The sequence below is a fragment of the Brevundimonas sp. 1080 genome, assembly GCF_040545985.1.
Taxonomy (GTDB): Bacteria; Pseudomonadota; Alphaproteobacteria; order Caulobacterales; family Caulobacteraceae; genus Brevundimonas.
Window position 1 is genome coordinate 340,255 of sequence record NZ_JBEPMW010000001.1, and the last position, 14,852, is coordinate 355,106.

13 protein-coding genes are annotated in these 14,852 nt (G+C 68.9%); 7 read left to right on the forward strand and 6 right to left on the reverse strand.

Annotated elements, in window-relative coordinates; all coding sequences use genetic code 11:
* Nucleotides 1-2: 2 nt before the first annotated feature.
* Nucleotides 3-1,052, reverse strand: coding sequence for an A/G-specific adenine glycosylase (gene mutY, locus ABIC32_RS01750; RefSeq protein WP_199059024.1), 1,050 nt, complete (start codon nt 1,050-1,052; stop codon nt 3-5).
* A 20-nt stretch (nt 1,053-1,072) separates the two neighbouring features.
* Between mutY and ABIC32_RS01755 the strand changes: the two genes are divergently transcribed.
* The 7 genes from ABIC32_RS01755 to ABIC32_RS01785 all read left to right on the forward strand — a co-directional run bounded on the left by ABIC32_RS01755 (nt 1,073) and on the right by ABIC32_RS01785 (nt 8,524).
* Nucleotides 1,073-1,627, forward strand: a complete 555-nt coding sequence (locus tag ABIC32_RS01755; protein WP_199059025.1) for a DUF721 domain-containing protein — start codon at nt 1,073-1,075, stop codon at nt 1,625-1,627.
* Between the two features lie 107 nt (nt 1,628-1,734).
* Nucleotides 1,735-2,829, forward strand: coding sequence for a PAS domain-containing protein (locus ABIC32_RS01760; protein ID WP_354071904.1), 1,095 nt, complete (start codon nt 1,735-1,737; stop codon nt 2,827-2,829).
* Nucleotides 2,830-3,285: a response regulator gene (locus ABIC32_RS01765; protein ID WP_292078309.1), complete on the forward strand. Its 456-nt coding sequence runs from the start codon at nt 2,830-2,832 to the stop codon at nt 3,283-3,285.
* Nucleotides 3,286-3,392: 107 nt separating this feature from the next.
* Nucleotides 3,393-4,037 (forward strand): DsbA family protein, encoded by a 645-nt coding sequence (locus ABIC32_RS01770; protein ID WP_039246870.1) that lies wholly within the window; start codon nt 3,393-3,395, stop codon nt 4,035-4,037.
* A gap of 15 nt (nt 4,038-4,052) precedes the next feature.
* The gene (locus ABIC32_RS01775) at nt 4,053-4,664 is read left to right on the forward strand and encodes a thioredoxin domain-containing protein (RefSeq protein ID WP_153922537.1); all 612 of its coding nucleotides are present in this window, start codon (nt 4,053-4,055) and stop codon (nt 4,662-4,664) included.
* Nucleotides 4,665-4,676: 12 nt separating this feature from the next.
* Entirely contained in the window at nt 4,677-8,114 is a 3,438-nt protein-coding gene (gene smc / locus ABIC32_RS01780) for a chromosome segregation protein SMC (RefSeq protein WP_354071907.1), read from the forward strand.
* Entirely contained in the window at nt 8,111-8,524 is a 414-nt protein-coding gene (locus ABIC32_RS01785; protein ID WP_055805826.1) for a surface-adhesin E family protein, read from the forward strand. The genes smc and ABIC32_RS01785 overlap by 4 nt, the downstream gene beginning before the upstream one ends.
* Here ABIC32_RS01785 and ABIC32_RS01790 read toward each other — a convergent pair.
* From ABIC32_RS01790 to mraY, 5 genes are all read right to left on the reverse strand, one after another.
* Nucleotides 8,493-9,638 carry a mechanosensitive ion channel family protein gene (locus tag ABIC32_RS01790; protein ID WP_153922532.1) on the reverse strand — a complete coding sequence of 382 codons (1,146 nt, stop codon included), beginning with the start codon at nt 9,636-9,638 and terminating at the stop codon, nt 8,493-8,495. The genes ABIC32_RS01785 and ABIC32_RS01790 overlap by 32 nt on opposite strands.
* A gap of 164 nt (nt 9,639-9,802) precedes the next feature.
* The gene (murG, locus tag ABIC32_RS01795; RefSeq protein WP_354071910.1) at nt 9,803-10,894 is read right to left on the reverse strand and encodes an undecaprenyldiphospho-muramoylpentapeptide beta-N-acetylglucosaminyltransferase; all 1,092 of its coding nucleotides are present in this window, start codon (nt 10,892-10,894) and stop codon (nt 9,803-9,805) included.
* Between the two features lie 285 nt (nt 10,895-11,179).
* Complete coding sequence (locus tag ABIC32_RS01800; protein WP_055805836.1) at nt 11,180-12,355, reverse strand: peptidoglycan glycosyltransferase FtsW; 1,176 nt, start codon at nt 12,353-12,355, stop codon at nt 11,180-11,182.
* Nucleotides 12,352-13,737, reverse strand: a complete 1,386-nt coding sequence (gene murD, locus ABIC32_RS01805; RefSeq protein ID WP_354071912.1) for a UDP-N-acetylmuramoyl-L-alanine--D-glutamate ligase — start codon at nt 13,735-13,737, stop codon at nt 12,352-12,354. Before murD ends, ABIC32_RS01800 begins: the two co-directional genes overlap by 4 nt.
* A 4-nt stretch (nt 13,738-13,741) precedes the next feature.
* Complete coding sequence (gene mraY / locus ABIC32_RS01810) at nt 13,742-14,851, reverse strand: phospho-N-acetylmuramoyl-pentapeptide-transferase (protein ID WP_017504532.1); 1,110 nt, start codon at nt 14,849-14,851, stop codon at nt 13,742-13,744.
* Between the last annotated feature and the right edge of the window lies 1 nt (nt 14,852).

Sequence of the window (14,852 nt, forward strand, 5' to 3'; positions counted from 1 at the left end):
CCTCAGCCGAACAGATCAGGCGCGCTCGCCCGGTCCAGCGCCTTGGCGAAGACCGTCGGCAGGGCGGCCCGCGCCGCCTCGATCGGCATCCAGCGATAGTCACCGTCCGCATCGACGCGCGCGGTCATCACCGCCAGCGTCAGGCCGAAGTGGGTAAAGACGTGCTCCACAGCCCCCGCGTCGCGCCAGTCGGCCTCGACCGGCGCTGCGGCAGCAGGCTCGCCTATCGCCCAGTCGCTGGTCGGCAGGCCCAGCATTCCGCCCAGCAGCCCCTTTTCGGGCCGCGTCTCGACCGCGACACGCCCCTGGTCGTCAACCAGCACATAGGCGATGCCCCGCCGGTGCGGCCGCTCCGCCTTCTTCGTCTTCATCGGAAACCGAGCCGGGTCGCCCGTGGCCAGACCCAGGCATTCGCTGGCTGCCGGACAGGTCCCGCACGACGGTGACTTGGGCCGGCAAACCGTCGCGCCCAAATCCATCAGCGCCTGAGCCCAGTCTCCAGGCCGCTCGTCGGCGACGAACAGGCCGGCCAGCCGCCTCAGCTCGGGCCGGGCGGCGGGGACCGGCGTCTCGACCGCGAACAGCCGCGCCATCACCCGCTCGACGTTGCCGTCCACGACATTGGCCGCCCGGTCGAAGGCGATGGAGGCGACGGCTGCGGCCGTATACGCGCCGACGCCCGGCAGGGCGAGCAGCGCCGCCTCGGTGTCCGGAAACACACCGCCATGCTCGCCCGCCACCGCCCGCGCACAGGCCAGCAGATTGCGGGCACGCGCATAGTAGCCCAACCCGGCCCAGGCCCCCATCACCTCCGCATCCTCGGCCGCCGCCAAGTCCGAGACCGTCGGCCAGCGCGTCGTGAAGGCGTGGAAATACGGCGTCGCATGCGGCACGGTCGTCTGCTGCAGCATGACCTCCGACAACCAGACGCGGTACGGCTCGGTCCGCGGCGCGCCGACGGCGGCTCGCCACGGCAGGGTGCGCGCGTTGGCGTCGTACCAAGCCAGCAGCCGTGAGCGGATCAGGTCTATGTCGGGAGAGACGTCAGGCATTGGTCGAGTTATATAGACCCATGCGCCGCACGCTGCCCACAGACGCCGAGGCCCGCGAGATCCTGTCTCGCCGCCGCACCCGTCCGGTCCCCCGACCGGCGCCGCGCGCGGGCAAGGCGCTGACGCCCCTGATCAAGAAGCTGGACGAGCAGTTCGGACGCGGGGCCGGTGCGCTGGAGCCCCGCTGGCGCGAGATCGTCGGCGATCGCCTGGCGCGCGTCACCCGCCCGCAGAAACTGACCAAGGGCAAGGGCGGCCAGCCCGGCGTGCTGGAGCTGCGCGTCGCCGGCGCCGCCGCCCTGCTGATCCAGCACCAGTCCGAGGACATTCTGGCTCGCGTCAATCTATTCCTGGGCGCCGGGACGGTGGATCGGCTGCGCATCGCCCAGGGTCCGGTCGCCCCTTTGAAGGAGGCCGCCGCCCGTCCCAAACTCAGCGCCAAGCCGCCGCCCCTGGCCGCCAAGGCCGAGGCCGATTTGGCCGCATCGATCGCTTCAGCCCCCGACGATCTGCGCGCCGCCCTGGCCCGGCTGGGCCGCGTCGCCCTGTCGCGCTCAGACATCAAGTCCGACTGAGCGCCGCGCCTTGGTTGGCAGTCGCCCCCCGGTGCTGTAGGAAGAGGTTGTAAAGCGACAAATATCCGCACGGCGCTTCCGGTCGCGCGCCTGTATTCCGAGTCCCGATGAAGCAGCAAGACGACTGGCGACTTACCGATGTCGTCGAACACGAAATCGGGCGTGGAGATCCGTTCGCCGCCGCCATACGCGGCACGCGCATGCCGATGGTCATCACCGACCCGCGTCGCGACGACAATCCGATCGTCTTCGCCAACAAGGCCTTCCAGGATCTGACCGGCTACGAGCGCGACGAGATCATCGGCCAGAACTGTCGGTTCCTTCAGGGGCCGAAATCCGACAAGGCCGCCGTCGCCAAGATCCGCGAAGCTCTTGAGGCCGGCGCCGACATCCACATCGATCTGCTGAACTATCGCAAGGACGGCAGCACCTTCTGGAACGCCCTGTTCATCAGCCCGGTGCGCAACGCCCAAGGGGAGATCGAATATTTCTTCGCCTCGCAGCTGAATGTGACCGAGCGGATTGAGGCCCAGGCCTATGTCGAAAAGCAAAAGGCCCTGGTCGAACGCGAAGTCGCCGCTCGCACCGCCGATCTGCAAGAGGCGCTCGCCGCCAAGACCCTGCTGCTCCACGAGGTCGATCACAGGGTCAAGAACAACCTGACCATGATCGGCTCGCTGCTGCGGCTGCAATCGCGCTCGCTGTCCGATCCGGCCCTGACCGCCACCCTCGACTCCATGCTGGAGCGGGTGGACGCCTTGGCGACCGTTCACCGCAAACTCTATCAGTCCGAAGACGTCACCCAGTTCGACGTCGGCGCCTTTACCAACACTCTGGTCGCCGATGTGATTGGCTCGACAGGACGCACCGATATCGAGGTGTCCGTCGATGTGGAGCCGATGTTCATTCCCTCGACCCATGCCTCGTCGATCGGACTGATCATCAACGAACTGCTGACCAATGCGATCAAGCACGGCTTCCCCGAGGATCGCGGCGGCCGATTGATCGTCTCTGCCAAAAGAACGGAACAAGGCGGCCAGGTCGTTGTTCAGGACGACGGCCCCGGCATTCCCGGCGCTGCGCATCAGGGATTGGGCAAGACTTTGATCGGTCGTCTTTCAAAGCAGATCGGCGGCAAGACGCTGTGGCTGCCAGCCGACCCCGGAACGCGCGCGGTCCTCGACTTCCCCGTGAGCGGCTAGGTGCGCGTCGCCGGGCCTCACTTCGACATCCTGGTCGTCGAGGACGAGGCCCTGCTTGTGATGGACCTCGAGGCGATGCTTGAGGACGAAGGCCACCGGCTGGTCGGCGAGGCTATGTCCCTGAGCGAGGTCGAGTCGCTGTCGCTCGACGCGCCGCCCGACATCGCCTTCGTCGACATCCAGCTGGCGGATAACTCCAGCGGTCTGGACGTGTGTCGCCTGATCAAGCATCGCTGGCCGTCCACAGCCGTCGTCTTTCTGACGGCAAACCCCAAGATGATCCCCGAGGACTTCCTGGGCGCGCACGGCGTGATCCCCAAGCCCTTCTCACGGTCCGGCCTGCTGTCGGCGATGCGCTTCATTCAGCAGGGCATAAGCGATCCGCCGCCCCGCCAGGACAGGCCGCAAAGTTTCATCCCCGCACCGGCGATCGTTAGGGCCTGGGCGCGCGGATAGGGCGCTGTTGACAAAACTTCGCCGCACCTGTTCCAGACTAGTTCAGGGTTGCGCCATTCCCAGGGAATCGCGCGATCATCGCCAACGATCCGATCCGAGGAACTTTCATGGCCGACACTGAATCCCGCTTCGCCCGCATGAGCCGTCGTGCGGCCATCACCGGCGCCGCACTGGCGACCATGGCCCTGGCGGCCTGCGGCGGCGGCGCCAAGGGTGCGGCCGAGGGCGACATGGGTCTGGGCGCGCCCGAAGGCGCCAAGGTCACCGTGGTTGAATACGCCTCCGTCACCTGCCCCCACTGCGCCCTGTGGCAGAAGAACACCTGGCCGGCGTTCAAGGCCAAATACGTCGACACCAACAAGGTCCGCTACGTCTTCCGCGAACTGCCGACCCCGCCGGTCGACGCCGCCACCGCCGGCTTCCTGGTCGCGCGCTGCGCCGGTCCGGACAAGTATTTCGACGTGGTCCACCAGCTGATGGCGACGCAGCAGGAGATGCTGACGTCCTCGCCGCGCGACTGGCTGCTGCGCACCGCCCAGGCCGCTGGCCTGTCCGAGCAGCAGTTCAACGACTGCGTCACCGACAAGGACGCCGTCGCCGCCATGGAGAAGCGCGTGCAGGCCGCCCGCGCCCAGGGCGTAACCGGCACCCCCGCCTTCTACGTCAACGAGACGCAGGTCATCTCGCCCGGCGGCGAAGGCGCCAGCCTGGCCGACCTGTCCACCGCCATCGACGCGGCCCTGGCCAAGTAACCGAGGCCAGATCAGATGATGCGACGCGCCTTCATCGCCGCCGGTTTCGCCCTCGCCGCCCTGACCGGCGGTTTGGCGACGCCGGCGCTCGCCGCCGATGCGCCCCCGCCCGTCACGGCCCAGGATCATATCCTGGGTCGGGCGAATGCGCCGGTCACGGTGATTGAATACGCGTCCTTCACCTGCTCGCACTGTGCGGACTTCCACAACACCGTGCTGCCGGCCTTCAAGGCCAAATACATCGACACCGGCAAGGTCCGGCTGGTTCACCGCAACCTGCCGACCGCGCCCGCCAATGTCGCCGCCGCCGCGGCTGCGGTCGCCCTGTGCGCCGCGCCCGAACGCTATTTCGACGTGGCGTCCGTCTTCATGCGAGATCAGGCTAATCTGCAGACGACCGGCGCCCAACCCTGGTTCGCCGCCGGCATCGCCGCCAGCGGCAAGACCCGCGAGCAGATCGAAGCCTGCTTGAACGGCCCCACCATCCGTACGGCCCTCGACGCCCAGATCGAAGGCGCGCGCGCCGCCGGCGTCACCGGCACGCCCACCTTCTTCGTCAACGGGACGATGGTGATGGAGCATTCGCTGGAGGCCCTGTCGGCCGCCATCGATCCGCTGCTTCGGTAGTCCGCCAGGACGATGCAGTTCCAGCGCCTCCGGCTCGTCGGCTTTAAGTCGTTCGTCGATCCGGCGGAGGTGCACATCGAATCCGGTCTGACCGGCGTGGTCGGCCCCAACGGCTGCGGCAAGTCCAACGTCCTTGAAAGCCTGCGATGGGTCATGGGCGCCAACTCGGCCAAGGCCATGCGCGGCCAAGGCATGGACGACGTCATCTTCGCCGGCGCAGCGGGCCGTCCCCCGCGCAGCCACGCCGAAGTCAGCCTGACCATCGACAATGCGCAGCGCCGCGCGCCCCAACCCTTTACCGACAGCCCCGTGCTGGAGGTGTCGCGCCGCATCGACCGGGGCCAGGGCTCGACCTACCGCATCAACGGCAAGGAGGTGCGCGCGCGCGATGTGCAGCTGCTGTTCGCCGACGCCTCGACCGGCGCCAACTCGCCCGCCCTGGTGCGTCAGGGCCAGATCTCGGAACTGATCGCCGCCAAGCCGCAGAACCGCAGGCGCATCCTGGAAGAGGCGGGCGGCGTCGCCGGTCTGCACACCCGTCGGCACGAGGCCGAGCTGCGCCTCAAGGCCGCCGAGACCAATCTGGACCGGCTGGACGACATCGGCCGCGAGTTGGAGACGGCGCTGAACCGGCTGAAGCGCGAAGCCCGTCAGGCCGAGAAATACAAGAAGATCTCAGCAGAGATCCGCGCCCTTCAGGCCGCCCTGCTCTATGTGCGCTGGAACGACGCGCGCCTGGCCGCAGAGGCCGCCGCCGCCGAACTGCGCGAGGCCGACCGGGCGGTGGCCGACACCACGACCGCCGCCGCCGCCGCCCAGACGGCCGCCCTGTCCGCCCAGGAAGCCCTGAAGCCCGCGCGGGAAGAAGACGCCGTCGCCTCCGCGCTGCTGCATCGCGCCAGCCTGGAGCGCGATCGGCTGGACATGGCTGAACAGGCCGCCCGCGCGGAAGTGGATCGCCTCAAGGCCGAGGCCGTCCGCATCGCCGCCGACGCCGCGCGCGAAGACGGCATGGCCGCCGACGCCCAGCGCGAACTGGACCGGCTCGACAACGAACTGGCCCGGCTGAAGGCCGAGATCGCCGGCGCCCCCGAACGTGGTCCCGAACTGGACAAGGCTCTGACCGCCGCTGAGGACGCCCGCAAGGCCGCCGACGGCGAGGTCGAACGGCTGGCGGGTATGCTGGCCGCCGTCGAGGCCCGCGCCAACGCCGAGACAGCCCGCAAACGCGACGCCGAGACTCGACTGGCCCGCGTCATCGCCCAGCATGATCAGGCCCGCCGCGAACGCGAGGCTCTAGGGCCGCTGGAAACGCTAGAGCTGGAAGCCGCCCGCCAGGCGCTGGAAGCGGCGCAGGCCGACCTTGTCGCGGCGCGCGACGCCGTCGAGGCGGCCGAGGCGACACGCGGCGACCTGGCCCGCGCCGAACAAGAGGCCCGCACCGCCGCCCGCGCCGCAGAGGACCGGCTGGGCCGACTTCAGACCGAGGCGCGGGGTCTGGCCCAACTGCTGGTCACCGGAAAGCGCGACCATCCCCCCGCCTTGGACAAGGTGCGGGCCGACAAGGGATTCGAGGCCGCCTTGGCGGCCGCGCTGGGCGACGATCTGGACGCGGCCTTGGACGCCAAGGCCGCCGCCTACTGGGGCGGGGCGGACGCGCCCTCCCCGTCCTGGCCCGCCGGGATCACGCCGCTTTCGGATCATGTTCAAGCGCCGGAACAGCTGACCGCGCGGCTCGCTCTTTGCGGTGTGGCGCCGAAGGCCGAGGCGGCCCGGCTGGCGGGGCTTCTGCCGCCCGGCGCGCGCCTGGTGACGGTCGAGGGCGACCTCTATCGCTGGGACGGGTTCGTCAGCCGCGCCGAGGCGCCGCGTCCGGCCGCCGTGCGGCTGGGACAGCGCACGCGACTGGCCGAGCTTGAAGCCGAGATCGACAAGGGCAGACCAGCGCTGGATCAGGCGCAGGCGGCCCAGAAGTCGGCGACGGAAGCCTTCCGCGCCGCCGAAGAGACGGTCAAGGCCGCACGCCTGAAGCCCTTCGCCGCCGAAAAGACCGTGACCACCGCCCGCAACCGCGTGGAAACCCTGGCCCGCGAACAGGTCCGCCGCGAGGCCCGCGCCCAGGCGCTGGACGACACCGTGACCCGGCTGGCGGCCGACGCAGCCGAGGCGCAAGCGGCCCTGGAAGCCGCCCAGACCACCGACGCCCCGTCCGAGACGATCGCCGACCTGCGCGACGAACTGACCGCCGCCCGCGCCACGGCCGACGCCGCCCGCACCGCCGCCCAGACCGCCCGGTCGGACCGCGATGCCGAAGCCCGCGATCGTCAGGGCCGCGAGCAGCGGCTGGGCAGCCTGACCCGCGCGCGCGAAGGCTGGGTCACGCGGTCCAGGGACAGCGCCGGCCGCGTCGCCGCCCTGGCCAAGGACGCCGACCGGACGGCCGCCCTGCTGAAGCAGGCCGAGGTCGCGCCTCAGGGCTTCGCCGAACAGCGCGGCAAGCTGCTGGACACGCTGGTCGCCGCCGAACAGAGGAAACAAGCGGCGTCGGACGCCGTGGCTGTCGCCGAGACCGAGGCGACCGAGGCCGACCGCGCATCGCGCGCCGCCGAGACCGCCGCGTCGCAGGCCCGCGAGGCGCGCGCCGGCCTGTCCGCCCGCGCCGAGGCCGCAGCCGAGAAGCTGGCCGAGGCGGAGGCCACCCTGCGCGAGACGGCGCAGATGTCGCCGCAGGATCTGGGTCAGAAGCTGACCGACGACGCCATCGCCCGCCCGCCCGACGCCGCCGGCGCCGAGAGCCTGCTCTATGGGCTGGAGCGCGAACGCGAGGCCCTGGGGGCCGTCAACCTGCGCGCCGAGGACGAGGCGGTCGAATACGGCGAGCGGCTGGACAGCATGAAGTCGGAGCGCATCGACCTGACCCAGGCGATCGCCAAGCTGCGCGACGGCATCGACGAGCTGAACGCCGAGGGCCGTGAGCGGCTGGTGGCGGCGTTCGACGTGATCAACGCCAACTTCAAGACCCTGTTCGAAGCTTTGTTCGGCGGGGGCCAGGCGGAGCTGAAGCTGGTCGAGAGCGACGATCCGCTGGAGGCGGGGCTGGAGATCTACGCCTGCCCGCCCGGCAAACGGTTGTCGGTCATGAGCCTGATGAGCGGGGGCGAGCAGGCGCTGACGGCGGCAGCCCTGATCTTCGGCGTCTTCTTGGCCAACCCAGCGCCGGTTTGCGTGCTGGACGAGGTGGACGCGCCGCTGGACGACGCCAACGTGGACCGCTTCTGCCGGATGCTGCACGAGATGCGCAGCCGCACCGACACCCGCTTCATCGTCATCACCCACAACCCCGTGACCATGAGCCGGATGGACCGGCTGTACGGCGTCACCATGCCCGAACGCGGCATGAGCCAGTTGGTCAGCGTGGACCTGAAACAGGCGGAGACCCTGGTCGCATGATCGCCCTGCTGCTCGCGCTCGCCGATCCGCAGCTGGTCCCGACCGGCGTGGGGCGGTTCGCCATCTATGCCGACGTGGCCTCGATCGAACGCGAGGGCGACGTGGCGCGGATGCGGGAGCTGCAGGTCACCGAGGCCGGGTTCAAGGTCGGAGATGTGACCTATGTCGGGGGCTGGTCGCGGTGGGCGTTCGACTGCCGCGCGAGGACGGCGGATCGGTTGGACTTCTCCTCTTTGAAGGCGGATGGGACGGAAGGGCCGGCGACGCCCGACGCCGCCCCCGCCTATGACGCCGCGCCGGGCGGGGATGCAGCCGAGCTGCTGGCTATCGCCTGCGGAGCCGAACGGCCGGCCCAGGCGCTGACGCTGGAGCAGGCCATCAGCCAGGGACAAAGGGCGCTGGCGGACTAACGGCCCCCTCGGCGGGCTTGTCCGACCCTTGTGGCCATTCGATCCGGTCGCGCGGCAGGGCCCCGCGGCATTCGTCGCGCATGAAGGCCATCAGCTTCTCGCGGATCTCGCAGCGCAGGTCGAAGGCGACCGGGGCCGAGCGGGCGCTGGCCAGGCAGCGCACCTGAAGCACGCGTTCGGTGATGTCGGTGACCTGCATCACCTGCACGTCGCCGTCCCAGTGTTTCGACGCCTTGACGATGCCCTCGAAGGCGGTGCGCAGCCGGTCGATGGGCGCTTCGTAATCGACGTAGAAGAAGGCGACGCCGATCAGGCGGGCGTTCTCGCGCGTCCAGTTCTGGAAGGGCTTGGTGATGAAGTAGGACAGGGGCAGCACCATCCGGCGCCAGTCCCACAGCTTGACCACCACATAGGTCGAGGTGATTTCCTCGACATTGCCCCACTCGTTCTCGACGATGACGGCGTCGTCCAGGCGGATGGGCTGGGTCAGGGCGATCTGGATGCCGGCGACCATGTTCGTCAGGATCGGCTGAAGCGCCAGACCGGCGATGATGCCGACCACGCCGGCCGAGGCCAGCAGGCTGACGCCCCACTGACGGAAGCCGGCGATGGTCATCAGAGCCAGGCCCACGGTGACGATGAACAGCACGACCTTGGCGACCCGCTGCAGGATGCGGGTCTGGGTCAGGTGCTTCCTGGCCAGCAGATTGTCCTCGACGGCGATATTGTACCGCTTGAGATGCATGACCGACCACATGTCGAGCACGCCCGACGCCATCCAGCCGAGGGTGAGGATGAACAGGAACAGCAGAGCGCTGCGGATATCCTCGGAAGGGCCGGGATCCATGGGCGAGACGGTCACGCCGATGCCGATGCCGATGATGATGATTAGGACGCGCAGCTTGACCCGGGCGCGTTCGACCACGCCGCGCCAGAAGAGATCCTTGTTCCGAACGACGCGACGCAGGATGGCGAAGACGATCTTGTGCGTCAGCCAGCCGCCGCCGACGAAGACCAACAAGACCAGGCCGATGACCGCCCATTCGGGCAGCCAGTCGAACCGGTGCCACAGGGCGCGGATCTGGCGAGTGACGGCGATGATTTCGGGAGGCATGGGCTTCCTAACGCGTCAGGGCCGAGAGGGTTGATGTCTCCTCCCTGTCGCGAAGCGATGGGGAGGTGGCGGCGCGCCCTTTGCGCCGTGACGGAGGGGTTCCTTCGGCGCGAAAACCCCTCCACCGCTACGCGGTCCCCCTCCCCACACGTGGGGAGGAGACATTATGCACGGCCTGCCGTCGCCTCGACGAGGTCGGCCAGGCGTTGGGCGGCGTCGGCGATGGCGACGCTGCGGGCGGCGGCGGACATGGCCGACAGGCGCGCCGGATCGGACAGGACGCCGGTCAGGGTCGAGGCCAGGCGATCGACGGTCAGGTCGTCTTCCAGGATGACCTCGGCCGCGCCCGCATCGGTCAGGGCCTTGGCGTTCAGGCGCTGGTGGTCGTCGGTGGCGATCTTCAGCGGGATCAGAACGGACGGCAGGGCCGCGACCGCCAGTTCGGCGCAGGTCGAGGCGCCGGAGCGGCCGACAACAAGATGCGCCTTGGACAGCCGTTCAGCCATGTCGCGGAAGAAGGGGGCGACCTCGGCCTCAATCCCGGCCTCCAGATAGATCTGGCGCGCGGCCTCCAGCGTCTCGGGGCGTGACTGCTGCTGCACCTTCAGGCGACGGCGAAGGGCTTCCGGCAGGGCGGCCAGGGCGCGGGGCGTAGTCTCGGACAGGATGCGGGCGCCCTGGCTGCCGCCGGTGACCAGTAGATGGATCGGGCCATCGGCGGCGGGCGCGACATAGGGGCGGTCGAACAGGGCGCGGATCTCAGCCCTCACCGGCGAGCCGACGACGTGCGAGCGGCCCTGGACCTTGGCCGGCGCGCGTTCCAGCGTCGGGAAGGACGAGGCGACCTGACCGACATAAGGGGCCAGGATGCGGTTGGTGCGGCCCAGAACCGCATTCTGTTCATGGATCACCGTCGGGCGCTGGGACGTGATGGCGGCGACCAGGGCCGGGGCGGACGGATAGCCGCCGAAGCCGACGACGATGTCGGCGCCCAGCCGGTCGAAGGCCGTTCGCGCCTGGACCACGCCCTTGAAGATGGCGACGCCCGCCTTGATCAGGCCCAGCGGGCCGGAGCCGGTGGCGGCGTCCAACGCCAGCCGTTCCTCGGCCGGAAAGGCGTGGGCGTATTGTTCGCCCCGGTGATCGGTCGCCAGGACCACGCGCCAGCCGCGCGCCGCCATCTCGCGCGCCAGCGCCTCGGCCGGGAACATATGGCCGCCGGTGCCGCCGGCGGCGACGACGCAGAGCTTGGTCATGGGCGAGGCTCCGAAAAAGAGGGTCTGAATAGTCTGAAGTTCAGACGGTGGGCAGGCAAAAACACCGTCTAATTCGTCTAATCTGTCTAATGCCGGCGGGGAATGGTGCGGCGAGGAATGGGGCGGCGACAGGATCGCACGGTTTTACAGCGTGGGCAGGAGACGGTCGATCGCGAGCGGTAAGCGACGGAAATCGTCCGGATGTTTTCGTCAAAGAAGGCTGGCTAACCGCTCTTTCGTCCTCCTCCGACTGGCGTAGCGAGATCAAGCGACGACGAAAGAGAACTACAGCAACCGCCGGCCCATGGTCAGGCTGGCGCCGGGTTCGTAGGCGCCGGGTCTGCGCCGCGTCAGGGCTAGGGCAAAGCCCATGGTCAGGCCCATGGCCAGCATGGAGGAGCCGCCATAGCTGATGAAGGGCAGGGTCATGCCCTTGGTCGGGATCAGGTTCAGGTTCACCGCGACGTTGATGCAGGCCTGAAGCCCGATCAGCATGAACAGGCCCGCCGCCGCCGTCTGCTCGAACGGATCGGTCAGCTTCATGGCCCGGCGCATGCCGCGAATGACGATGAAGGCATAGAGGCTGATCATGATCAGGCTGAGGATCAGGCCGAACTCCTCGGCGCCGACGGAATAGATGAAATCGGTGTGCAGGTCGGGCACGCGACGCTTCATCACGCCCTCGCCGATGCCGCGTCCAAGCAGGCCGCCGGCGCGGATGGCCTCGGACGCGCTGTCGATCTGGTGGGTGTCGGTCGTCTCGGGCGAGAAGAAGCGGCTGAGGCGGTCGCGCATATGGCCGAAGACGAAATACAGCGACACCAGCCCCGCCATACCCAAGCTGGCCAGAACCGCCATCCATTTGAACGGCACGCCCGCCATGAAGAAGACGGCCATGAAGGTGGTGGTGATCAGAAGCGTTTGGCCGATGTCGGGCTGGATCAGCAGCAGCGAGACGGTCAGGGCATAGAAACCAAACGCGATGGTGACGCCGGGCACCCCCTGCCCCTTTTGCGCCTCGGCGAACATCCAGGCGGCGAAGACGATCAGGCCCGGCTTGGCGAACTCGGACGGTTGCAGGCTGAAGGGGCCGAAGTTGACCCAGCGGGCGGCACCCTTCACCGTGTCGCCGATGAAGGGCAGAGCCATCATCACGACGATGGCGCCGAACAGGGCCAGGACCGCGATGCGTCGCACGCCGCGCGGCGACATCAGCGAGGTCGTCAGCATGATGCTGAGCCCCACGCCCGAGAAGACCATCATCCGCCACGAATAGTGGAAGGGGTCGGTGATCGATTCATCGGCCAGGATGGCGGCGGGGCTGGAGGCGAAGCTGAGCGCCACGCCAAGGGCCATCAGCGCGAGCGCCGCGCCCAGCAGGCCGCGATCCACGGTCCAGAACCACTGGGCCACATGGCTCTGATCGTTACGGGAAAAGGCGGGGGTGTAGGGAGCGCTCATGACGCGGTTTCCGGGACGGCGCCGAGGGCCAGGACGGCGGCGCGGAAGGCCTCGCCGCGCGCCTCGAAGTCCTTGAACTGATCGAAGCTGGCGCAGGCGGGGGACAGAAGGACGATCTGGTCGCCGCCGGCCGAGGCCGCATCGGCGGCGGCGGCGGCGACGGCGGCGTCGAGGGTGTGGGCTATGACGTGGGGCGTGTCAGTCAGTGTGGCGGCGAAGGCCGCGGCTGCGTCGCCGATCAGATAGGCCTTGGCGATGCGGGGGAAGAGGTCGGCCAGGTCGGCGATGCCGCCGGTCTTGGGCACGCCGCCGGCGATCCAGAAGACGGACGGATAGGAGGCCAGGGCCTGACGCGCGGCGTCGGCGTTGGTGGCCTTGGAATCGTTGATGAAGCGCACGGAGCCGAGGCGGCCGACCGCCTCCATACGGTGCGCCAGGCCGGGGAAGGACAGCAGGCCGGCGAGGGCGGCGTCATGATCCAGACCAAGGGCGCGCGCGGTCGCATAGGCGAAGGCGGCGTTCTGGGCGTTGTGGCGGCCGGGAAGCGAGCGCGCGGCGGTGAGATCGGCGACCAGTTCGCTATCCTTCAGAACAGCGCCCGACTGCGCGACATAGCCTTCTGCTCTCTGTGAGGGGTGGGTCGAGATGACGGTGGCGCGATCTGACAGGTCACTCGCAATCTGCTGCCCCCAGGTATCGTCCACGCCCACCAGGGCCACACCATCCGGTCCATGATTGGCGAAGATGCGCGCCTTGGCCGCGACATAGCCGTCCATGCCGCCGTGGCGGTCCAGGTGGTCGGGGCTGATGTTGGTCAGGATGGCGACGTCGGGGGCGAATGTCGTGGTGAGGTCCAGCTGATAGCTGGAGACCTCGATCACATAGACGGCGTCGGGCGTCGGTTCGGGCAAGGCCAGGACGCCGACGCCGATATTGCCGCCGACGTGGACCGTCAGGCCCGCCGACTTCAGCACCCAGCCGATCAGCGTGGTGGTGGTGGACTTGCCGTTGGTGCCGGTGATGGCGACGACGCGCGGCCGCTGATCCTTCGGCCGGTCGGCCAGGGCGCGGGCGAACAGTTCGATGTCGCCGAGGACGGGCACGCCGGCCGCGCGGGCCAGGTCCACGGTCCAGTGCGGCCTGGGATGGGTCAGGGGCGCGCCGGGCGACAGGACCAGGGCGGCGAAGTCGGACCAGTCGGCGGCGGTCAGGTCCTCGACCGTGAAGCCCTCGCCTTTCGCCTGCGCCCGGCCGGCCTCGCCGTCGTCCCAAAGGATCGGGATCGCGCCCCCGGCCTGGAGGGCGCGCGCGGCCGTGATCCCCGACCGTCCCAGGCCGAAGACCGCGACCCGCCTGCCTTCAAAGCCGGGAACGGGGATCATCGGATCAGCGCAGCTTCAGCGTCGACAGGCCCAGCAGGGCCAGGGCGCCGGCGATGATCCAGAAGCGGATGACGACGGTGGATTCCGGCCAGCCCATCTTCTCGAAATGGTGGTGAACCGGCGCCATGAGGAAGATGCGCTTCTTGGTCAGCTTGTAATAGCCGACCTGGATCATGACCGAGGCGGCCTCCATGACGAACAGGCCGCCGACGATGCCCAGGACCAGTTCGTGCTTGGTGGTGACGGCGATGGCGCCCAGGGCGCCGCCCAGAGCCAGCGAACCGGTGTCGCCCATGAAGATCTTGGCCGGGGGGGCGTTGTACCACAGGAAGCCCGCGCCGCCGCCGATCATGGCCGCGCAGAAGATGGCCAGTTCGCCCGCTCCAGGCACGTGGTGGACCTGAAGATACTGGGCGAAAACGAAGTTGCCCGCGAGGTAGCTGATCACGCCGAACGCGCCCGCCGCCATCATCACCGGCACGGTCGCCAGGCCGTCCAGACCGTCCGTCAGGTTCACCGCATTCGAGAAGCCGACGATGGTGAAGGCCGCGAACGCCACATAGAACCAGCCGATGTTCAGCAGCACGGCCTTGAAGAAGGGGAAGGCGATCGACGTCTCAAGCCCCGGCGAGGTCGGCGACACCGTCATCCAAAGCACGGTCAGGACGCCGGCGACGACGGCGACGACGGTCTGGGCCAGGAGCTTCTGCTTGGAGGTCAGGCCGGCCGAGGTCTGTTTGGTCACCTTGGCGTAGTCGTCGATGAAGCCCAGCACGCCGAAGGCCGCCGTCACGAAGCTGACGATCCAGATGTAGGGATTTGTCAGGTCGCCCCAGAGCAGCACCGCCACGCCGATGCCGGCCAGGATCATCAGACCGCCCATGGTCGGGGTGCCGACCTTGGACAGGTGGGACACCGGGCCGTCGTCGCGGATCGGCTGGCCCCGGCCCTGTTTGGCGCGGATCCAGTTGATGAAGCGGCTGCCCATGGCGACGGCGACGATCATGGCGGTGGCCATGGCGAGCGCCACGCGCACCGTCTGGTACTGAACCAGGTTCAGCAGCGGATACTGGTGCGCCACGTCGGCGTAGTAGAGATAGAGCAGGTAAAACATG